We start from the raw sequence: 20746 nt of genomic DNA, 5'->3' as shown, positions 1-20746 counted from the left end.
CCCGAACTGAGCGTCGCACCCCAACGCCAACTCGACAACCGGAGGACACATGCTCGTAACACAGTTGCCAGTGAATGCTCAGTGAATGGCGGTCGAACTGTGCGAACCCGCGGCGGTGCCCGCACAGGGCAGCTACGACACTGTCGTCGTGACGACCACTTCGCTGCTCGGCGCGATCCTCAATTGGCTACGGGCCGGTTACCCCGAGGGCGTTCCAGGACCCGACCGGGTTCCGCTGCTGGCGCTGCTGCGCGCCACCCCATTGACCGATGAGCAGATCAAAGAGGTGGTGCGCGACGTCACCGCCGACGGATCGACGGCGACTGCCGACGGGTCGATGGACAACGACGAGATCGCCGCGTTCATCAAGGACGTCAGCCACCACGACGCCGGCCCGGAGAACATCGGCCGGGTCGCGGCGAGGCTGGCCGCGGCCGGATGGCCGCTGCCCGGCGTCGCCGACGGTCCGTCCGAATAGCCCGTTACCGCAGCGACGACGTATCGATGACGAATCGGTAGCGCACGTCGCTGGCGAGAACGCGCTCGTAGGCATCGTTGATGTAGTCCGGTGTGATGATCTCGATTTCGGGGCGCACGCCGTGCTCGGCGCAGAATTCCAGCATTTCCTGGGTTTCGGGGATGCCGCCGATGTTCGAGCCGGCCAGGCTGCGCCGCATCAAGGCCAACGTGAACGCTCCGACCTTCATCGGATTTTCGGGAATGCCGAGTTCCACGAGGGTCCCGTCCGCGTCGAGGAGGCTCATGTAGGCGTCCAGGTCCAGGTTCGCGGACACGGTGTTCAGGATCAGGTCGAACGAACCCGCGAGCTTGGTGAACGTCTCGGGGTCCGAGGTGGCGTAGTACTCGCTGGCGCCCAGCCGGAGCCCGTCTTCCATCTTCTTCAACGACTGGCTCAACACCGTCACCTTGGCGCCCATCGCCGCAGCGAGCTTGACGCCCATGTGGCCCAGCCCGCCGAGGCCGAGGATGGCGACCCGGGTCTCCGGGCCGGTGTTCCAGTGGCGCAGTGGTGAATACAGCGTGATGCCGGCGCACATCAGCGGCGCCGCATCCTCCAGGGCCAGGCTGTCCGGGATGTGCAGCACGTAGTTCTCGTCGACGACGATCGCGCCGCTGTAACCGCCGTGTGTGGGCTGGCCATCGCGGCCGACGGCGTTGTAGGTACCGGTGAATCCGCGCTTGCAGTAGTTCTCTTCGCCTGCCAGGCAGCTGGTGCACTCCCGGCACGAGTCGACGAAGCAGCCGACCCCGACACGGTCTCCGACCTTGAACTCCGTCACCTCGGGACCGACTTCGGTGACGATGCCCGCGATTTCGTGGCCGGGAACGATCGGATAGGTCGCATTGCGCCACTCGCCGCGAACGGTGTGGATGTCGGAGTGGCAGATGCCCGCGAAGTGGATATCGAAGGCGACGTCGTGCGCTCCTACGTCGCGGCGCGTGATCTCCGTCTTGGTCAGCGGCTCGGTGGCGGAAGTGGCGGCGTAGGCGGAGACGGTTGTGGTCATATGCGATTCCTCTTTGCTTGTCATTTCGGGATGCACTACAGCAGCATTAGCCAGCTAATTGAATATGCCGCGTCGATGCGACAACACAGGTCTGCAACCACCGGTGGGGCGACCGCAATTCCCGGTTCGTGCTGTGAATTCGCGCTAGAGCCCTGAGGCCCGATAGGCGCCGTTGAAGGACGTCCGTTCGTAGCGGGCCACCCCGGCCAGCGTGTAGGGGTCGCGATCGACGATGTCCTGCGCGTCGTCGGCGCTGATGTCGGCGGTGATGAGCACGCCGCCGGACTGATTCTCCTGCCGGCCGGCGACCAGGAGGCGACCGGCGTCGATCTCGGCTTGCAGGAAATCCAGATGGGCGGGCCTGGTCTGCTCGATGACGTCGGGAGGTTGGACGTACGTCGACTTGAGGACGTGGATCACGTTGGTGAGGTTAGTTGATCGGCGCGTTGACCCATCTCAGGTCGGCCAGGATGCCGCGGGCGGCGACGATGCCCTCGCCGGTCTGCCACACCTCGTTGTTGACCGCGAACACGCGGTTGTCGCGGTTGGCCGACAACTTTCGCCACGCCTGGCTCTCCAGCACCACGCGTGCCCGGTCCCTGGCCGCAGGCGAGTCGAACGAGATGTAGAGGATGTCGCCGTCGGCGCTGGAGAAGTCGGGGGAGTTCCTCAGGTCCTCGTCGGTGATGCCGATCTCGCTGTAGGGCTTGTCGGTAAAGCGTTGTGAGGCAGGACGATCCACGCCGACGGCGGCCATTACGCTGCCGGGGAAATTGTCGGCGCCGTACACCCGCATCGTGGTGTCGGTCAGCTGCACCACCGATACCTGGAAATGGGTGGCGTCGTTGTCGGCGCCGGTTTTGTCGGCGGCCTGCTCGAATCCGTCGACCAATCCATTCGCGGCGTCGAGGCGGCCGGTCGCGGCGCCGACCGTGCGCAGATCATCGCGCCATGCCGCACCGGCGGGACCGGTGAACACGGTCGGCGCGATCGCCGACAGCCCTCCGAACGCATCGGGCGTGAGTGCCTGCGAGCCCAGGATGAGATCGGGATCGGCGGCCCGGATGGCGTCGAGGTCCGGGGCGGTGCGGGTGCCGGCGCCGGGCACGTCGTGGATGACCTTGCCGAGGTAGGACGGCTGACTGCTGGAGCCGTCGGGCAGCGCGGCCGCGACGATGCGCGATTGCAGGCCCAGCGCGCACAGCGCGTCGAGCTGGTCACCGGAGAGCACCACGATGCGCTGCGGGTCGGCGCGCACCTGCGTGGTCCCCGCCGCATGGCGGACCTCCCGGTCGGGCGGACCCGGATCGACGGCGGCCGGGTCGGGTGCGCACGACTCGTCGGGCCTGCGCTCATTTCCGAGCACGCCCGCACTGGCGATCTTGGTCGTGCTGGTGATCACCGACTGCTGAGCGCCGGGGCTGGCCGGGGCGTCGCCGGAACCGCAACCGCTGACGAGGGTGAGCGACACCGCCGTCGCGACAGCGGCCAGACCCAATGACCGGGTGGTCGCGGGGCCCACTCGCCGTCCGCCGATCAGCACGTCGCCGACGGTAACATCCAGGCCGTTCACAGCTGGTCAGGCGACCAACCTCGGATGTCGCCGGGCATTTACGACAGTTTGTAGGACCCAGGCTCACACAGGCGTCCTGGGAAGCTACGATTCATATGCGGAGCCCATGCGGCCTTCGCGAATTTGGTGCCGATGAACATTTGGAGGACCTGGTGGTAGCCGAAGCGCCCCCAATAGGAATACTCGAGGCTCGTCGGCCTTTCCCGGCCCGTCTCGGTCCCAAGGGGAGCCTGGTCTACAAGCTGGTGACCACGACCGATCACAAGTTGATCGGCATCATGTACTGCGTCGCCTGCTTCATCTTCTTCTTCATCGGCGGCCTGATGGCGCTGTTGATGCGCACCGAGCTTGCGCTGCCGGGTCTGCAGTTTCTGTCCAACGAGCAGTTCAATCAGCTGTTCACCATGCACGGCACGGTGATGCTGCTCTTCTACGCGACCCCGATCGTGTTCGGGTTCGCCAATCTGGTGCTGCCCCTGCAGATCGGCGCGCCCGACGTGGCGTTCCCGCGGCTGAACGCGTTCTCGTTCTGGCTGTTCCTGTTCGGCGCGACCATCGCGATCGCCGGATTCATCACCCCGGGCGGTGCGGCCGACTTCGGTTGGACCGCCTACACCCCGCTGACCGACGCGATTCACTCCCCGGGTGCGGGCGGTGACCTGTGGATCATGGGCCTGGCCGTCGGCGGTCTGGGCACCATCCTCGGTGGCGTCAACATGGTCACCACGGTGGTGTGCATGCGGGCTCCCGGCATGACGATGTTCCGGATGCCGATCTTCACCTGGAACATTCTGGTGACGTCGATCCTGGTGCTGCTGGCCTTCCCGCTGCTGACCGCGGCGTTGTTCGGGCTGGCCGCCGATCGCCACCTCGGCGCGCACATCTACGACCCGGCCAACGGCGGGGTCCTGCTGTGGCAACACTTGTTCTGGTTCTTCGGCCACCCCGAGGTCTACATCATCGCGTTGCCGTTCTTCGGCATCGTGACCGAGATCTTCCCGGTCTTCTCGCGCAAGCCGATCTTCGGCTACACCACGCTGATCTACGCGACGCTGTCGATCGCCGCGCTGTCGGTGGCGGTGTGGGCGCACCATATGTACGCCACGGGCGCGGTGCTGCTGCCGTTCTTCTCGTTCATGACGTTCCTGATCGCGGTGCCGACGGGTATCAAGTTCTTCAACTGGATCGGCACCATGTGGAAGGGCCAGCTGACGTTCGAAACACCGATGCTGTTCTCGGTCGGCTTCCTCATCACCTTCCTGCTCGGTGGCCTGTCCGGCGTGCTGCTGGCCAGCCCCCCGATCGACTTCCACGTCACCGACTCGTATTTCGTGGTGGCGCACTTCCACTACGTGCTGTTCGGCACCATCGTGTTCGCCACCTACGCGGGCATCTACTTCTGGTTCCCGAAGATGACCGGACGGATGCTCGACGAGCGGCTGGGCAAGCTGCACTTCTGGCTGACGTTCATCGGGTTCCACACCACCTTCCTGGTGCAGCACTGGCTCGGCGACGAGGGCATGCCGCGGCGCTACGCCGACTACCTGCCCACCGACGGGTTCACCACCCTCAACATCGTGTCGACCATCGGGGCGTTCATCCTCGGCGCGTCGACCATCCCGTTCGTGTGGAACGTGTTCAAGAGCTGGCGTTACGGCGAGCCGGTCACCGTCGACGATCCGTGGGGCTACGGCAACTCGCTGGAGTGGGCCACGAGCTGCCCGCCGCCGCGACACAACTTCACCGAGCTGCCCCGGATCCGTTCCGAGCGGCCGGCGTTCGAGTTGCACTACCCGCACATGGTGGACCGGATGCGCGCCGAAGCGCACGTCGGTCGTGCACACGGCCCCGACGACGGCGACGTGACGCGGCTCGACCACGAGAATGTGCGCACCTGACCTGACTCGACTCCGCGGCAGCAATTGGGGTGACTAGTCGAAAGGTGGCTCCGCCCATCGGCTCTTCGCGCGAGCGCTCATCGCTGCTGATCACCGTCACCGGACACGATCAACCTGGGGTTACCTCGGCGCTGTTCGAAGTGCTGTCGCGGCACAAGGTCGAACTTCTCAACGTCGAGCAGGTCGTCATTCGTGGCCGGTTGACGCTGGGTGTGCTCGTCGCCACGGCGGCGGAGGTGGCCGGCGGTCATCAGCTCCGCTATGACGTGCAGGAGGCGGTCCACGGCGTCGGCCTCGATGTGACCATCGAGCGCAGCGACGATCTGCCGATCATGCGGGAACCGTCGACGCACACCATCGTTGTTCTCGGCCGCCCGATCACCGCCGAGGCCTTCGGTGTGGTGGCCCGCGAGGTGGCCGGGCTCGGGGTCAACATCGACTTCATCCGTGGTGTTTCCGACTATCCGGTGACGGGGCTGGAGCTGCGGGTCTCGGTCCCGCGGGGCGCGGCCTACGAACAGCTGCAGTCCGCGCTCGCGCGGGTGGCGGTAGACGAGGGCGTCGACATCGCCCTCGAGGACTACAGCCTGTCGCGACGGGCCAAGCGGCTCATCGTCTTCGACGTCGATTCGACGCTGATCCAAGGCGAGGTGATCGAGATGCTGGCCGCCCGGGCCGGCGCCGAGGCCGCGGTGGCCGAGGTTACGGACGCCGCCATGCGAGGCGAGCTCGACTTCGCCGAGTCGCTGCACCGCCGGGTCGCCACGCTGGCGGGCCTGCCCGCCGAGGTGCTGGACGATGTCGGTGAGCAGATCGAGCTCACGCCGGGCGCCCGCACCACCTTGCGCACGTTGCGGCGCCTGGGATTTCATTGTGGCATTGTGTCCGGCGGCTTCAGGCAGGTAATCGAGCCGCTCGCGCACGAATTACAGATGGACTTCGTGGCCGCCAACGAGCTCGAGATCGTCGACGGCAAACTTACCGGACGCGTCATCGGGCCGATCATCGATCGCCCCGGGAAAGCCAAGGCGCTGCGGAACTTCGCGCAACAGGCCGGGGTCCCGATGGCGCAGACGGTGGCGGTCGGTGACGGCGCCAACGACATCGACATGCTGGCCGCCGCCGGACTGGGCGTCGCCTTCAACGCCAAGCCGGCACTTCGCGAGGTGGCCGACGCGTCGCTGAGCCATCCCTATCTGGATACCGTGCTGTTCATCCTCGGCGTGACCCGCGGCGAGATCGAAGCCGCCGACGCCGTCGACGGCTTTTCGCGACGGGTCCAGATCGCGGACGACTAGCCGGTATGGAAGCGACTTGAGGCCGAAGGCCTCGGGCTCCAATCGGACGTGGGTTGCCGGTATCGGCGGTCCTGGTCCAGATGTTGAGTTGGCGCATTGAGGTGTGGGTTCCGCCATGATGTGCTGTTCGGGCCATGCGCGGCCGGCTGATGGCGGCCGATCGGGTTGGGTCTGTTGGCATCTGATGGCCGGGTTCGGGTGGCCCGAATTTGTCGGACCTGGCTGTGATGATGGGGTTATGTCTTCGACCGCGTCGCTTGAGGTGCCGGTGGTGCGGGCTGGGGAGCGGGTTGAGGTGCTGTTCGGGGAGTTGTCGGAGTTGGCGGGGCAGCGCAATGCCAGGGTCCGCTGCTGTCGGATGCTGATCGGCGTTACCTGAGCTGTGATGCCACTTGTGAGGTGTGGTTTGAGCGGGCCGGGGTGCCGATCGGGGCGGGGCGGGCGTCTCGGGTGATCAGCCGCCGGTTGCGCCGCGCGCTGGAGTACCGCGACCGCAGCTGCGCGGTGCCGGGGTGTGCGGCCACCCGGGGTTTGCATGCTCATCACCTGTGGCATTGGGAAGACGGTGGCCCCACCGAGTTGGACAACCTGGTGCTGCTGCTGTGCCCCTATCATCACCGGCTGCATCACCGCGGCGGTATCACCATCACCGGACCCCCAGCCCAGTTGTGCGTCACCGACAGCGCCGGGCGCACCCTGAGCCCGGGGTCGCTGGCCCGCCCCCCGACCCAGCCCCCACCGGCGGTCCCACCGTATCCGGGACCCACCGGCGAACGCGCCCACTGGTGGTGGTATTAACCCTTCCAACCCCAACCACCACCCACACTGAATTAGGTTCAATCACCGGGCCGGTCACCACCGGCCCTGGGGCCATCCGCGTCCAGACATGGGGTCATGAGTTGTCGTCGCAGATGTCGATCCAGGCTCAGACATCGGCGTTGAATTGCTGGCACCGCCAACACCGCAACCCAATTAATGACACAGGACACCAGCCGCTGCAGCTAGACGACGACGGCCTGCGACTCGGGCCCGGCGGCGCCGGTGACGCTGCGCCACGCCTGGGCGAGCAGCTGGACCGCGGCGGTCAACTGATCGTCGGGCAGGGTGTAGGGCACCCGGATGAAGCGTTCCAGCGTGCCGTCCACACCGAACCGCGGGCCGGGCGGAATCTCCAGTCCCATCCGCGACGCCGCCGCCGACAGCGCCGAGCTCATCGGGGCGGACAACCGCACCCACAGCGACATGCCGCCCTTGCCCGGTGCCGGCTCCCAGTCGGGCAGATACTCGTCCAGCAGGGACAGCAGCAGGGCCCGGCGGGCCCGTAAGATGTCGCGGCGTTCCGACAGCACGTCGTCTGCGAGTTCGAAAAGCCTTGCCGCGGCGAGCTGTTCGAGAATCGCCGTGCCCATATCGATGGCCGGGCGCAACGCGGCGATGGTGCTCAGGGTGTTGCGTTCGGCACGAATCCAGCCGATCCGTAGCCCGCCCCAGAACGATTTCGACATGGAGCCGACGGTGAGGACCAGGTCGCGGCGCGAGGTCATCGCCGCTGCGAGCGGCGCCGGAACCGGCTCGTCGAGCCACATGTCAGTGATCGTCTCGTCGATGATGGTGCGCGTGCGGGTTTCGGCGATGATCTGCGCCAGGCGTTGACGTCCCGTCCACGGCAGCGTCATTCCGGTCGGGTTGTGGTTGTCGGGGATGAGGTAGGCCAGGCTCGGCGTCAGTTGGCGCACCGCAGCGTCGACGGCCTCGAGTTCCCAGCCATCGCTCGTCATGGCGACGGGGACCGGTCTCAGGCCGCGTGTCGACATCGCCGAGAGGGCACCGTGATACGTGGGCTGTTCGACCAGCACGCGGTCCCCGGGCTGGGTGTAGGTCGCCATGATCAAGCCGATCGCATGCAGCGCACCCGTCGTCACCATGATCTCGTCGGGATCAGTCGGAAGGCCTCGGGCGCAATACCTTTGGGCGATTGCGGCTCGCAGTGTGGGCACTCCGGTCAGCTCGATTCCGATGTCGTGGAGATACGGCGTGACTTCCTCGGCCGCTTCGGTGAACGCCTGCGAGAGCGCGGCGGCCGGCCCGGCCAGTGTCGCCGCGGCCAGATTCGCGGTGACGGGGCCGATGGCCGCGGGTGCGGCGGGTGTGACCGGCAGGGCAGTCGTACTGCGGGCACCGCGGCGGGCGTTGAGGTAGCCGTTCTCGCCCAGTTGGGCGTAGGCGGCGGTGACGGTGGTGCGGGACACCCGCAGCGCATCGGCGAGCACCCGCTCACTGGGTAGCCTGGCGCCGACCGGGACGCGGCCGTCGACGATCAGCAGGCGGATCGCGTCGGAGAGACCCTGGTAGGCCGGTCCACTCCGACTGGATGTCCGCCAGTTGCCAAGTTCGCGGGCCAAAAGGTCCACATCGAGCGCACGGGCCGCCATATCGATGGTCATTTGCGGCCAGTATGGGCGAACTGGCTATTGAAAGGCAAGCCACTTGTTCGGAAAATCGAGTCGTGAGCATGAACTGGACCTCTCGAATGGCCCGCCCGTGGGCCAGATTCTTCAAACCGGCGGACAACCTTCCCGCCGAGTTTTTCGACCGGGACGCGGAACGGGTGAACCGCGAGTTGGAGCTGATCCGGATACGCTTCCCGCACCATGCGTAGAGCCACGCTGCAAGGCACGGCACTGCTGATCGGCCTGTGCGGCTACGGCTTCTCGATGGCGATGATGGTGCGCGCCGGGCTGGGCCTCGACCCGTGGGACGTCTTCCACCAGGGCCTGTCGAAGCACACCGGGATGACGATCGGCGTCGCGTCGGCGGTGGTCGGCGTGGGGGTGCTGCCGGCCTGGATTCCGCTGCGAAACCGACCGGGCATCGGCACGGTCGCCAACGTGATCGTCATCGCCGTCACCGTCGACGCGGGAATGTGGTTGTTGGTGCCGCCGACCTCGCTTCCGGTGCGCATCGCCATGATGGTGGGCGCGGTGGTGCTCAACGCGGTCAGCACGGTGCTCTACGTGGGCGCCGGCCTGGGCCCGGGACCGCGCGACGGGCTGATGACGGGGCTGGTCGCGCGCTCCGGGTTGTCGGTCAGGTTGGTCCGCACATCGATCGAGGCGACGGTGCTGGCCGTTGGCTGGTTGCTCGGCGGCACTGTCGGCGTCGGCACCATTCTCTACGCGTTCGGGATCGGGCCGCTGGTCCAGTTCTTCCTGTGGCTGACCCCGAAAAGGGTGCTGGCGGTCAGCGGGTGGGCTGCGATGGCCGAGGCTCGCCGCAGGCGCGTCTCAGGCGAAGGTGGCGTCGATACGGCGCGGGTCGAAGAGGTAATCGGTGAGCACGCCGGTTAGGCCGACGGTGCCGGCCCGATCGCCGAGGCGCGCGGGGACGATCTGAAGCGCTCGTGTCGCCAACGGGCTCGACCGTGCGTACACGCTTTCCCGGATTCCGGCGATCACGTAGTCCGAGCCGGCCGCCAACTCGCCGCCGATCACCACCATGGACGGGTTCAGCAGGCTCACCACCTCGGAAAGCGTTCTGCCGATGAAGCGGCCTGCGCGCCGGGCCAGGTTCACCGCGAGCGGGTCGCCCGCCACGATGAGGTCCACCACATCCCGGATCGTGGCGGCCTCGTGTCCGCTGCCGCGCAGATCGCGCATGAGGGCCCAGCCTCCGGCGTAGGCCTCCAGGCAGCCGGTATTGCCGCACCGGCAGACCGGCGGATCGGCGCTGACGAGGGCGTCGTCCCGTGGGTGGATCTGGATGTGGCCGATGTCCCCAGCGGCTCCGTCGGCGCCACGGTAGATCGATCCGTGAGCGATGATGCCGGCGCCGATTCCGGTGGCCACCTTGACCATCACGAGTGAGTCGCGATCGGCGAACTCGCGGGCGTGCTCGCCGAGTGCCATGGCGTTCGCGTCGTTGTCCACGACCACCGGGCAGTCGAAGCGTGACGCGAACCACGAGCGAATCGGGTAGGCGTCCCAGCCCGTCATGATCGGTGGGCTGATGACCGATGCACTGGCGAAGTCCACCGGCCCGGGTACCGCCAGCCCGATGCCCCGCACAGCTTCCCTTGTCAGATCGGCGCTTTCGAGCAACTGGCCGAACAGTTCGTCGACCGACCGAAGCCATTTCTCCGGTCCGATGGTGATATCAAGCGCGGTTCGCGTGTCGTGGCGAATGTGCCCGCCGAGGTCGGTGACAGCGGTTCGTACGCCGGTTGCCCCCGCATCGGCGATGAGCAACGCGCCCTGCTCGTCACGGAAGTGGAAATGGCTGGGTGGCCGCCCACGAACCGAGGTCGACTGGCCACTCGAGATGAACCCCGCCCCCTGCAGGGCCTCGAGTCGCGCCGCGACGGTGGAGCGCGACAGTCCCGTCCGCTCGATGATCTCGGCGCGGGTCAGCCCTCCTGCGCGACGGATGACGTCCAGCACGTGCCCCACCGACCCTGGATCAGGGACGGTCGGCGTCACCGGCGCGGGGTGCATGCAGTCTTTTTACCAGAAATACGCTTCTTTTTGCTTGACATTATGCATATATACCGACTTGACTAGTCAGAAATCACCCTTCATTTCGCTCGAACCGCTCAAAGAGGAGAGGTCCCATGTCCCCTGCAAATCACGTGACCCGCCACATCGGGCGTACCACGACCATCGCCGTGGTCGGGGGCTTGACGATGGCCCTCGCCGCGTGTGGTGGTTCGACCTCGGGGGGTGGCTCGGCCTCCGGCGGAGTCGCCGCCGTCGTCAAAGGACTGGACAACCCCTTCTTTCAGACCATGGAGTCAGGCATCAACGACCAGGCGAAGACGGCGGGGGTGCCCGTGACGGTGCAGGCCGCGAACTCCATCACCGACACCACCGGCCAGGGCGACAAGCTCAACGGACTCGCCGGTCAGGATTTCAAATGCTTCGTCGTCAACCCGATCACCGGCACCAACCTGATCCAGGGCATTGCTGCGCTTTCGGCCAAGAACGTGCCGATCGTGAACATCGACAGCCCGATCGACGACGAGGCCGCGAAATCCGCAAATGCCAAGATTGCCACCTACATCGGCACCGACAACACCGACGCCGGAGCAAAGGCCGCCGCTCAGATGGGTGTGCTGTTGCCACAGGGCGGCACGGTCGCGCTGATCGGCGGTACTGCCGGTGATGTCACCAGCGCGGCCAGGCTCGACGGCTTCACGACCGGCAAACCGGCCAACATGACCATCGTCTCGACGGTCGCGGCCGACTGGGAGCGGCAGCAGGCGCTGACCAAGGCCACCGACATCATGACCGCCACCCCCGATCTGGCGGCCTTTTTCGTGGCCAACGACGACATGGGCCTCGGCGTCGCGCAGGCCATCGCCAACAAGGGCAGGACCGGACAGATCAAGGTCATCAGCGTCGACGGCAACAAGGATGCGTTCGACGCGATCAAGGCCGGCGGCATCGACGCCGTCGTCGCCCAGTTGCCCTACGTGATCGGCGCGATGGGGGTGGAAGCCTGCCAGGCCGCGATCGCGGGCAAGACGCTGCCCGCCTCGGTCAAAGCCCCTGTCCAGGTGGTGACCAAGGCCAATGTCGATGCGGCGCTGGCCGCCGCGCCCAAGCCCGCCGATGCCTACGACGACCCGTTCACGGAGCTGAACAAATGACCGGAGCCGAACCAGCAACGGCGGAGCCCGCCACCTCGCCGCGTGCCGATGTGACCGGCACATCGGCGGCTGACGCCGGCGAACCGATGTGGCGCAAGCTGATGGACCCGGCCAATCTGGCCAATTGGGCCGCCCCGATCGCCCTTGTCGTGCTGGCGATCGTCTTCCAGGTCTTGAATCCGACCTTCCTCAGCCTGGGCAACATCGAGTCGATGCTGTCTGCCGCATCGATCCTCATCGTGCTGGCGGTCGGCCAGACGTTCGTGGTCGCCACCGCGGGCATCGACCTGTCGATCGCATCGGCGATGACATTCGCCGCAGTGATCTTCGGAGCCGTCTTCCAGTTCGGTCTCGTCGCGGCGATCGCTGCCGCGATTGTGGCGGGTCTGGCCGTCGGTATGGTCAACGGATTGCTGATCGCGCGCGGCCGCATCACCGATTTCATCGTCACCCTCGGCACGCTGTCGGCCGCATCCGGCACGGCCCTCATCGTCGCGGACGGAAAGCCGAAGACGATCATCAGTGCGCCATTGCTGAAGTTGTCGACGGGCACCGTGTGGATCTTCGGCTACGCATTTCTGCTCGCCATGGTTCTTGCGCTGGCCGCGCACGTCGTGCTGTTCCACACTCGCTTCGGCACGTACGTGCTGGCAACGGGCGGAAACAAGGAAGCGGCTTCCGCGACAGGGGTTTCGACCGCGCGGATCAAGGCTGCCGTGTATGTGATCGCCGGTCTGACCGCCGGGATTGCGGCCATCCTGCTGGTCGCCCGGGTGGGCGCCGCCGAACCGGCGTCGAATACATCCTTCCTGCTGAACTCGGTGGCCGCCGTCGTCCTCGGCGGCGTGAGCCTGTTCGGCGGCAAGGCGACCATCGCCGGACCGGTCATCGGCGCACTGCTGCTGACCGCGCTCGTCAACGGCCTCACCCTGCTGGGCGTCTCGCAGTTCTACCAACCGCTGTCGGTGGGCATCGTCGTGGTGCTGGCAGCGTTCCTCACGAGGTTCCAGAAATGACGCAAGCGACATCGCGGAAGCCACTGAGCGAAGACGTGCCGGATGACGCGCTGCTGAAAATCGATGGCGCCACCCTGTCGTTCGGTCAGGTCCGCGCGCTCAAGAACGTGACGATGCACGCCCGCCGCGGGGAGGTCACCGCTATCGTGGGCGACAACGGCGCAGGCAAGTCCACTCTGATCCGCTGTGTCAGCGGCGTGCACTCACCTGATTCGGGCGCGATCTCCTTCGAGGGCAAGACGGTGAACTTCCGGTCGCCGCACGAGGCCAGGGACGCCGGAATCGAGACGGTGCACCAGAATCTGGCGCTCGTCGAGGATCTGACCGTCTGGCAGAACCTTTTCCTCAACCGCGAGCTGGTGCGCAGGTTCGGCCCCGTCGCGTTCCTCAACCGCCGCGCGATGCGCACCAAGGCCGAGGAGATGGTTTCGACCCTGGCGGTCAACGTGCCCGCGGTGGGTTCACGGGTGCGCCGTCTCTCCGGGGGGCAGCGGCAGGCCGTGTCGATCTGCCGCGCAGCGGGATTCGCCTCCAAACTCATCATCATGGACGAGCCCACGGCGGCCCTCGGCGTCCAGGAGACGGCCCGCGTCGAAGAACTGATCGTCCGCTTGCGCGACGAGGGACACGCCATCATCCTCATCAGTCACAACTTCGCCCAGGTGCTCAAGCTCAGCGACGCGGTCTGGGTGATGCGCGCCGGACGATGTGTGGCGGGGCGACGAACCCGCGACACCGACGGCGACGAAATCGTCGGGCTCATCACGGGCGCACGCCCGGATGACGTGGCGTCCGCCGCTACCTGACAGCCCCCCGATTCGACCTGCCGATCCGACCCAATTTGCAAGCAAGGAGCACACATTCATGACTACTCCGGTCGACGTTCCCAATGTCGTCGGCATCCATGCGCTGGTATGGGTGGGCGACACCGCTCCGGCCAGCGTCGACTCCGCCATCGAGCAGACGGTGGCCAGCGGATACGGATTGCTCGAATTCTCGCTGCATGATTCGCTCAACTTCGATCGGGCGAAGACGCGAGAGGCGTTGCAGAAGAACGGGCTTCAAGCCGCATGCTCGCGCGGACTGGCCGTCGACGCCGATATCTCCAGCACCGACCCACAGGTCGTGGAACGTGGCGCGGCGCTGCTGCAGGAGTCGTTGCAGCTCACTCACGATATCGGCGCAACGATTCTCACCGGCGCGCTCTACAGCGCATTCGGCAAGGCCGCGCAGCCGTTGACGCCCGCCGGCCGGGCGAACGTCGTAGCCGTATTGAAAGACCTCGCGGTCGAGGCTGCGCCGCTCGGCGTGGCGCTCGGACTCGAAATATGCAACCGCTACGAGACCAACGTCGTGAACACCGCCCGCGACTGCCTGTATCTCGCCGACGACATCGGTGCCGACAACGTGGTCATCCATCTGGACACGTACCACATGAACATCGAGGAAAAGGATCTCGCGACGCCGGTCATCGAGGTTGCGGACCGCCTCGGATACGTCCACATCGGCGAGAATGACCGCGGCTATCTGGGATCCGGGCACATCGACTTCCCGGCGTTTTTCGGAGCATTGGCGGACATCGACTACCGGGGTCCGGTCACGTTCGAGTCGTTCTCGTCGGCGGTCGTCGCCCGCGGCCTCTCGAACGACCTCGCGATCTGGCGCAACCTGTGGGATGACGGTGCCGACCTGGCCGGGCACGCGTGCCGCTATATCGTCGACGGCCTGCGTGATGCCCGCGCGTGTCAGTAGTCCGCCTGGGCCTGGGCAGCAGATGACGGTGCTCGATCGGTTGGCACTGGAAGCGATCGAGCTGGCTGAGAGAAATTCCCAGGCACGCGTCAAGCCTCGTGCCATCCTCGGTATCGCGGGCAACCCGGGGGCGGGCAAATCGACGCTGGTCGAATTGCTGATGCCGCGGATCGCGGTGATCAAAGGTGATCAATGGATCGCGCATGTGCCCATGGACGGATTTCACCTCGCCGACAGCCAGCTGGACCGGCTCGGCAACCGCGACCGCAAGGGTGCCCCGGACACCTTCGACGTTCTCGGTTACGCGCACTTGCTGGAGCGGATCGCGCAGGAGGACACCGACCCGGTCTACGCGCCGGGGTTCGACCGGACGCTCGAACAACCGTTGGCCGGCGCACTGGTCGTGTTGCCGTCCGCGCGTCTGGTGATCACCGAAGGCAATTACCTGCTGCTCGACGACCCCAGATGGGTGCGGGCACGCGAAGCCATGGACGCCGTGTGGTTCGTCGCCAGCGAGGAAGCGCTCCGTGTCGAGCGGCTCGTCGAGCGGCATGTGCGGTTCGGCAAGAACGCGCGGCAGGCACGCGCCTGGGTTGCAGGCACCGATCAAGTCAACGCCGAGCTGGTGTCGACCACCCTCCCCAGGGCCGACCGTGTGGTCGTCAACGATTCGGCGGGATGGACACTGGCCTAGCGATCCGGTCGCCGAGGCCGGCGACCCGCAGAACGCGCGACCCGTGGAATGCGGCACGATGGGCGGGTGCCAGCCGCCGTGGAGACGCCAGAACACACCGAAGACGCAGCCGACCCCGACCTGCTGATCGATTTCGCCAGGGTCACTCTGCGGCGCGGTGGTCAACGCCTGGTGGGGCCCATCACTTGGTCGGTGGAACTCGATGAACGCTGGGTGGTGATCGGTCCCAACGGGGCAGGCAAGACATCGTTGCTGCGTATCGCGGCGGCCATGGAGTACCCCTCGTCCGGCACCGCCTATGTGCTCGGCGAGCGGTTGGGCCGCGTCGACATGTCCGAACTCCGCGCCCGGGTCGGGTTGAGCAGCTCGGCGCTCTCGCAACGGGTGCCCGACAGTGAAGTGGTGCGCGATCTCGTCGTCTCGGCCGGTTACGCAGTGCTCGGCCGGTGGCGTGAGCAGTACGACGACGTCGATTACGGACAGGCCATCGACATGCTGGAAACCGTCGGCGCCGAACATCTCGCCGAGCGCACCTACGGCACATTGTCCGAAGGTGAACGCAAGCGGGTGCTGATCGCGCGGTCGATGATGACCGACCCCGAGCTGCTGCTACTCGACGAACCCGCCGCCGGCCTGGATCTCGGCGGCCGCGAGGAACTCGTCAGCAGGCTGGCCGATCTGGCGGCCGACCCGGATTCGCCGGCGCTGGTCCTCGTCACCCACCACGTCGAAGAGATACCCCAGGGTTTCAGCCACTGCCTGATCCTGTCCGAGGGCGAGGTCGTCGACGCGGGGCTGCTGACGCAGGTGCTGACGGCAGAGAATCTGTCCAAGGCGTTCGGCCAGTCGATCGCGCTGGAGTACGTCGACGGCCGCTACTTCGCCCGTCGTACCCGCAGCCGGGCCGCACACAGGAGGCGCGCATGAGCGAGCAGGATCCTCTGACGCCACGTCCGGCGGCGACCGTGATGCTGATCCGCGACAAGCACCCGGGCTTCGACCGGGAAATTGAGGTGTTCCTGATGCACCGGCATTCGCAGATGGATTTCGTGGCGGGTGTCATGGTCTTCCCAGGTGGCGGCGTCGACGACCGCGACCGCAACGCCGACATCGCCTGGGCCGGCCCCGACCCGTCGTGGTGGGCCGGGCGACTCGGGGTGGACACCGATCTGGCCGAGGCACTGGTCTGCGCGGCGGCGCGTGAGACCTTCGAGGAGTCCGGGGTGCTGTTCGCCGGGCCGGTAAGCGATCCCGACGGCATCGTCGACGACGCATCGGTCTATCGCGAGTCACGGCTGGCGCTGGCGAACCACTCGCTGTCGTTCGCGGACTTCCTGCGGACCGAGAAGCTCGTGCTGCGCGCCGATCTGTTGCGGCCCTGGGCCAACTGGGTGACTCCGAAGGCGGAGCGGACCCGCCGCTACAACACCTACTTCTTCGTCGGGGCGTTGCCCGAGGGTCAGCGCGCCGACGGCGACAACACCGAAACCGACCGAGCCGGGTGGACCACCCCCGTGGAGGCGCTCGACGATTTCGCCAACTCGTGCACCTTCCTGCTGCCGCCGACGTGGATGCAGCTGGACTCCCTGAACGGCCGCACCGTCGCCGAAGTGCTTGCGGTGGAACGTCGGATCGTGCCGGTCGAGCCCCATCTCACCGCCAAGAACGGCAATTGGGAGATCGAGTTCTTCGACAGCGACCGCTACAACAACGCCCGCAACCACCGCGCGCCGGAGAGCTATCACCGGGACGCGCCGCCCGCATGAACGAATTCGTCTCGGTCATCGTCAGCGATGAGCAGCCCGGCATCGCGACACTGCTGCTCTCGCGTCCGCCCACCAACGCGCTCACCCGGCAGGTCTACCGGGAGCTGGTCGCCGCAGCGGCCACCATCGGCGGACTCGACGACGTTTTCGCGGTGATCATCTTCGGCGGTCACGAGATCTTCTCCGCAGGTGACGACGTGCCGGAACTGCGCACCCTGAACGCCGACGAGGCCGCCGTGGCCGTCCAAGCGTGCAGACAGGCGATCGAGGCCGTGGCGGCCATCCCGAAGCCGACCGTCGCGGCCATCACCGGATACGCGCTTGGCGGCGGGCTGACCCTGGCGCTGGCTGCCGATTGGCGGGTCAGCGGTGACAACGTGAAGTTCGGAGCCACGGAGATCCTGGCGGGACTCGTGCCCGCCGGTGGTACCGAATGGCTGGTCCGGTCCGTGGGTCTCGGCAAGGCCAAGGACCTGGTATTCAGTGGCCGCTTCGTCGACGCCAAGGAGGCGCTGGCGCTGGGCCTGATCGACGAGATGGTGGCGCCCGACAGCGTGTACGACGCCGCCCTGGCCTGGGCCCGGCGGTTCGGTGACCACCCACCGCAGGTACTGGCTGCCGCCAAGGCAACCTTCGACGTTTAGGCTGCCAGCCATGAGCTTTGAGGAAACCGACGCTGTCTCCGGTGTCTCCGATCAGGCGCCTCCGGTCCCGAATCCGCACGCCACGGCGGAAGAGGTAGAGGCGGCCCGCCACGACTCCAAGCTTGCCCAGGTGCTGTACCACGACTGGGAGGCCGAGACCTACGACGACAAATGGTCGATCTCCTATGACAAGCGCTGCGTCGACTACGCCCGCGACCTGTTCGACGCGACGGTCCCGGCCGAGGAGCTGCGCAACCTCCCGTATGACCGGGCGCTGGAGCTGGGCTGCGGCAGCGGCTTCTTCCTGCTGAACCTGATCCAGGCCGGAGTCGCCCGCCGCGGCTCGGTCACCGACCTGTCGCCGGGAATGGTGAAGGTGGCCACCCGCAACGGCGAGAAGCTGGGCCTCGAGATCGACGGCCGCGTCGCCGACGCCGAAGGCATCCCGTATGACGACGACGCCTTCGATCTCGTGGTGGGCCACGCCGTGCTGCACCACATTCCCGATGTGGAGCTGTCGCTGCGTGAGGTGGTGCGGGTGCTGAAGCCGGGCGGGCGGTTCATCTTCGCGGGGGAGCCGACGAACGCGGGCGAAACCTACGCCCGCCCGTTGTCGACGCTGACCTGGCGGGCGGTGACGAACGTGACCCGGCTCCCTGGGTTGTCCGGCTGGCGGCGCCCGCAGGCCGAACTCGACGAGTCGTCGCGGGCCGCGGCGCTGGAGGCGATCGTCGACCTGCACACGTTCGACCCCGCAGACCTCGAGCGGATGGCGGCCAATGCGGGCGCCGTCGAGATCTCGACGTCGACAACCGAGTTCACCGCCGCGATGCTGGGCTGGCCACTGCGGACATTCGAAGCCGCCGTGCCGCCGGGCCGGCTGGGGTGGGGCTGGGCGAAGTTCGCGTTCAACAGCTGGATCGCGTTGAGCTGGGTCGACGAGAACCTCTGGAGCCGCGTCGTCCCGAAGTCCTGGTACTACAACGTCATGGTGACCGGGGTCAAACCGTCGTAGAGTTCAGCCTCGACGATATCGCCTATCTGCGCGGCGATGCGGGGGAGCGGGCTCTGGATGAGGTCGGCGGCTACCAGCTGACCGACGCCACGCTGATCGCCGATATCGCCTCGGCCCGAACGCGTTTCGGCGATCGCGCCGCAGTATTGGTGGAGATGACGTTGTTACGGCGCAGGGCTGCGGCCAAGTTCGCCGATCCGTCCCGCTGGCTGTTCACCGACGAGGCGTTGCAACAGGCCACCGCCGGCCCCGTGGCGCTGCACAGGGCGGCGCGACTGGCCGGCGCCGATGTCCACGACGCCACCTGCTCGGTCGGCACTGAGCTTGCAACACTTCGGAATTCGGCGCGCCTCGTGCTCGGCAGCGATGTGGACCCGGTCCGCCTCGCGATGGCCAGGCACAACGTCGCGGAGGTGGACCTGTGCCGAGCCGACGCGCTGCGGCCGATCACCCGGAGCGCGGTGGTCCTCGTTGATCCGGCTCGGAGGCGCGGCGGACGACGGCGGTTCGACCCGCGGGACTACACCCCCGCCCTCGACGAGTTGCTGGATGTGTACCGTGGCCGCGATCTCGTCGTAAAATGTGCTCCTGGTATCGATTTCGACGAACTTGCCAGGATAGGCTTCACCGGCGAGGTTGAGGTGACGTCGCTGGCTGGGAGTGTTCGCGAGGCGTGTCTCTGGTCGGCCACGCTGACCGGCGCGGGGGTCACCCGGCGCGCCACGCTGCTCGATTCGGGCGAGGAGATCACCGACAGCGAGCCCGATGATTCCCTGGTCGCACGGGCCGGTCGGTGGATCATCGATCCCGACGGCGCGGTGGTGCGGGCCGGTCTGGTGCGCCAGTATGCCGTCCGCCACGGGCTGTGGCAGCTGGACCCCGACATCGCCTACCTGTCCGGCGACCAGTTGCCCCCCGGTGTGCGTGGATTCGAGGTGATCGAGGAACTGAGTTTCAGCGAACGGCGACTGCGCCAGGCACTTTCGGCACACGACGTCGGGGCGGTCGAGATCCTGGTCCGCGGCGTCGACGTCGACCCCGATGTATTGCGACGGCGGCTGCGGCTGCGCGGAACCCACCAGGTCTCGGTCGTGATCGCCAGGATGGGGGCCGGGGCGGCAAGCCGGGCAACGGCATTCATTTGTCGCGCGTCCCGATAGAGCGACACGTACCCTGTCAGTGATCGCCGGTATCGGAACCGGTGCCGGCTGCGAGGACGTCCGACGATGCGCATTCTCTCAGTGGCTGCGGTAGTGGCGGCCGGTGTTCTGGCCGGCGTCGTCACCGCCCAGACGGCTGCCGCCCAGGCGGCGTGCGCAGGCCTCGGGGGCACGGTGACCGACGGCATCTGTACCGTCCACACCGCCAATCCGACATACACGCTGGACATGACCTTCCCCGACAACTATCCCGACCAGCAGGCGTTGGCGGCGTACCTGACTCAGACCCGCGACGGCTTCGTCAACGTGTCACAGATGCCCGGGTCGTGGAACCAGCCCTACCAGCTGGATGCGAAGGGAACCGGATACACCTCGGGTCCGCCGACGGGCGGTACGCAGAGTGTGGTCTTCGAGGTCTACCAGAACGTGGGTGGCACACATCCGCAAACCTTCTACCAAGCGTTCAACTGGGACAACGTGAAACATGCGCCGATCACGTTCAACACGCTGTTCAAGCCGGGGACCAAGCCGCTCGACGTGATCTATCCAGAGGTCAATCGCTACCTGCAGAAGGAGCAGGGGATGATCGACCCGATCCCGCCCACCGCGGGCCTCGATCCCGACAACTACCAGAACTTCGCGCTGACCGACGATTCGGTGATCTTCTTCTTCGGGCAGGGCGAGATCTTCGCTCAAGCCGGAGGCGCGGTCCAGGCGACGGTGCCGCGCGAGGCGCTCGCACCGATGCTGGCCTGAA

The 20746-nt window shown here is 66.8% G+C and carries 22 protein-coding genes and 1 pseudogene; 18 read left to right on the top strand and 5 right to left on the bottom strand.

Annotated features, from left to right (window positions below; genetic code table 11):
* Positions 1-175: 175 nt before the first annotated feature.
* Entirely contained in the window at positions 176-478 is a 303-nt protein-coding gene (locus ACVWWN_RS29620) for a DUF3349 domain-containing protein (RefSeq protein WP_457149330.1), read from the top strand.
* A 4-nt stretch (positions 479-482) separates the two neighbouring features.
* Here the strand turns inward: ACVWWN_RS29620 and ACVWWN_RS29615 are convergent, their stop codons facing one another.
* The 3 genes from ACVWWN_RS29615 to ACVWWN_RS29605 all read right to left on the bottom strand — a co-directional run bounded on the left by ACVWWN_RS29615 (position 483) and on the right by ACVWWN_RS29605 (position 3072).
* Positions 483-1529, bottom strand: a complete 1047-nt coding sequence (locus ACVWWN_RS29615; protein ID WP_457147050.1) for an NAD(P)-dependent alcohol dehydrogenase — start codon at positions 1527-1529, stop codon at positions 483-485.
* A 144-nt stretch (positions 1530-1673) separates the two neighbouring features.
* Positions 1674-1949 carry a YciI family protein gene (locus ACVWWN_RS29610; protein ID WP_457147049.1) on the bottom strand — a complete coding sequence of 92 codons (276 nt, stop codon included), beginning with the start codon at positions 1947-1949 and terminating at the stop codon, positions 1674-1676.
* Positions 1950-1959: 10 nt separating this feature from the next.
* Positions 1960-3072 (bottom strand): iron-siderophore ABC transporter substrate-binding protein, encoded by a 1113-nt coding sequence (locus tag ACVWWN_RS29605; protein WP_457149329.1) that lies wholly within the window; start codon positions 3070-3072, stop codon positions 1960-1962.
* 182 nt (positions 3073-3254) lie between these two features.
* Here ACVWWN_RS29605 and ctaD point away from each other — a divergent pair, with 182 nt between their 5' ends.
* The 4 genes and pseudogenes from ctaD to ACVWWN_RS29585 form a co-directional block, all read left to right on the top strand.
* A complete protein-coding gene (ctaD, locus tag ACVWWN_RS29600) occupies positions 3255-5000 on the top strand; it encodes an aa3-type cytochrome oxidase subunit I (RefSeq protein ID WP_457147048.1) in 1746 nt (581 codons plus the stop codon).
* Between the two features lie 56 nt (positions 5001-5056).
* Entirely contained in the window at positions 5057-6298 is a 1242-nt protein-coding gene (gene serB, locus ACVWWN_RS29595; RefSeq protein WP_457149328.1) for a phosphoserine phosphatase SerB, read from the top strand.
* A gap of 238 nt (positions 6299-6536) precedes the next feature.
* A complete protein-coding gene (locus ACVWWN_RS29590; protein ID WP_457147047.1) occupies positions 6537-6677 on the top strand; it encodes a hypothetical protein in 141 nt (46 codons plus the stop codon).
* Positions 6626-7096: pseudogene (locus ACVWWN_RS29585) on the top strand (DUF222 domain-containing protein); the annotation flags it as partial. The gene ACVWWN_RS29590 and the pseudogene ACVWWN_RS29585, both read left to right, overlap by 52 nt.
* A 203-nt stretch (positions 7097-7299) precedes the next feature.
* Here ACVWWN_RS29585 and yczR read toward each other — a convergent pair.
* Entirely contained in the window at positions 7300-8742 is a 1443-nt protein-coding gene (gene yczR / locus ACVWWN_RS29580; RefSeq protein ID WP_457147046.1) for a MocR-like transcription factor YczR, read from the bottom strand.
* Positions 8743-8804: 62 nt separating this feature from the next.
* Between yczR and ACVWWN_RS29575 the strand changes: the two genes are divergently transcribed.
* Together ACVWWN_RS29575 and yczE are read left to right on the top strand one after the other, a co-directional pair.
* The gene (locus tag ACVWWN_RS29575; RefSeq protein ID WP_457147045.1) at positions 8805-8957 is read left to right on the top strand and encodes a hypothetical protein; all 153 of its coding nucleotides are present in this window, start codon (positions 8805-8807) and stop codon (positions 8955-8957) included.
* On the top strand, positions 8950-9645 hold the full coding sequence (gene yczE / locus ACVWWN_RS29570) for a membrane protein YczE (RefSeq protein WP_457147044.1): 696 nt from the start codon (positions 8950-8952) through the stop codon (positions 9643-9645). The genes ACVWWN_RS29575 and yczE overlap by 8 nt, the downstream gene beginning before the upstream one ends.
* On the opposite strand, the gene ACVWWN_RS29565 is transcribed toward yczE, so the two are convergent.
* A complete protein-coding gene (locus ACVWWN_RS29565; protein WP_457147043.1) occupies positions 9583-10788 on the bottom strand; it encodes an ROK family protein in 1206 nt (401 codons plus the stop codon). The genes yczE and ACVWWN_RS29565 overlap by 63 nt on opposite strands.
* A 116-nt stretch (positions 10789-10904) precedes the next feature.
* On the opposite strand from ACVWWN_RS29565, the gene ACVWWN_RS29560 reads away from it, so the two are divergent.
* The 11 genes from ACVWWN_RS29560 (at position 10905) to ACVWWN_RS29510 (ending at position 20745) form a co-directional block, all read left to right on the top strand.
* Positions 10905-11942: a substrate-binding domain-containing protein gene (locus tag ACVWWN_RS29560; RefSeq protein WP_457147042.1), complete on the top strand. Its 1038-nt coding sequence runs from the start codon at positions 10905-10907 to the stop codon at positions 11940-11942.
* On the top strand, positions 11939-12958 hold the full coding sequence (locus ACVWWN_RS29555; RefSeq protein ID WP_457147041.1) for an ABC transporter permease: 1020 nt from the start codon (positions 11939-11941) through the stop codon (positions 12956-12958). The genes ACVWWN_RS29560 and ACVWWN_RS29555 overlap by 4 nt, the downstream gene beginning before the upstream one ends.
* The gene (locus ACVWWN_RS29550) at positions 12955-13764 is read left to right on the top strand and encodes an ATP-binding cassette domain-containing protein (protein WP_457147040.1); all 810 of its coding nucleotides are present in this window, start codon (positions 12955-12957) and stop codon (positions 13762-13764) included. Before ACVWWN_RS29555 ends, ACVWWN_RS29550 begins: the two co-directional genes overlap by 4 nt.
* Positions 13765-13822: 58 nt before the next feature.
* Positions 13823-14710 (top strand): sugar phosphate isomerase/epimerase family protein, encoded by an 888-nt coding sequence (locus ACVWWN_RS29545; protein WP_457147039.1) that lies wholly within the window; start codon positions 13823-13825, stop codon positions 14708-14710.
* Positions 14711-14732: 22 nt separating this feature from the next.
* Positions 14733-15404: a nucleoside/nucleotide kinase family protein gene (locus ACVWWN_RS29540; RefSeq protein WP_457147038.1), complete on the top strand. Its 672-nt coding sequence runs from the start codon at positions 14733-14735 to the stop codon at positions 15402-15404.
* A 48-nt stretch (positions 15405-15452) separates the two neighbouring features.
* Positions 15453-16331, top strand: a complete 879-nt coding sequence (locus tag ACVWWN_RS29535) for an ABC transporter ATP-binding protein (RefSeq protein ID WP_457147037.1) — start codon at positions 15453-15455, stop codon at positions 16329-16331.
* Entirely contained in the window at positions 16328-17170 is an 843-nt protein-coding gene (locus ACVWWN_RS29530) for an NUDIX hydrolase (protein WP_457147036.1), read from the top strand. Before ACVWWN_RS29535 ends, ACVWWN_RS29530 begins: the two co-directional genes overlap by 4 nt.
* Positions 17167-17814 (top strand): enoyl-CoA hydratase, encoded by a 648-nt coding sequence (locus ACVWWN_RS29525; protein ID WP_457147035.1) that lies wholly within the window; start codon positions 17167-17169, stop codon positions 17812-17814. Before ACVWWN_RS29530 ends, ACVWWN_RS29525 begins: the two co-directional genes overlap by 4 nt.
* A gap of 10 nt (positions 17815-17824) precedes the next feature.
* Positions 17825-18829, top strand: a complete 1005-nt coding sequence (locus ACVWWN_RS29520; protein WP_457147034.1) for a class I SAM-dependent methyltransferase — start codon at positions 17825-17827, stop codon at positions 18827-18829.
* Positions 18787-19989: a THUMP-like domain-containing protein gene (locus ACVWWN_RS29515; protein WP_457149327.1), complete on the top strand. Its 1203-nt coding sequence runs from the start codon at positions 18787-18789 to the stop codon at positions 19987-19989. Before ACVWWN_RS29520 ends, ACVWWN_RS29515 begins: the two co-directional genes overlap by 43 nt.
* 66 nt (positions 19990-20055) lie before the next feature.
* Complete coding sequence (locus ACVWWN_RS29510) at positions 20056-20745, top strand: esterase (protein WP_457147033.1); 690 nt, start codon at positions 20056-20058, stop codon at positions 20743-20745.
* Position 20746 lies beyond the last annotated feature (1 nt).

Source organism: Mycobacterium sp. URHB0021, assembly GCF_054057895.1.
This window is presented reverse-complemented; position numbering and strand designations above follow the sequence as displayed.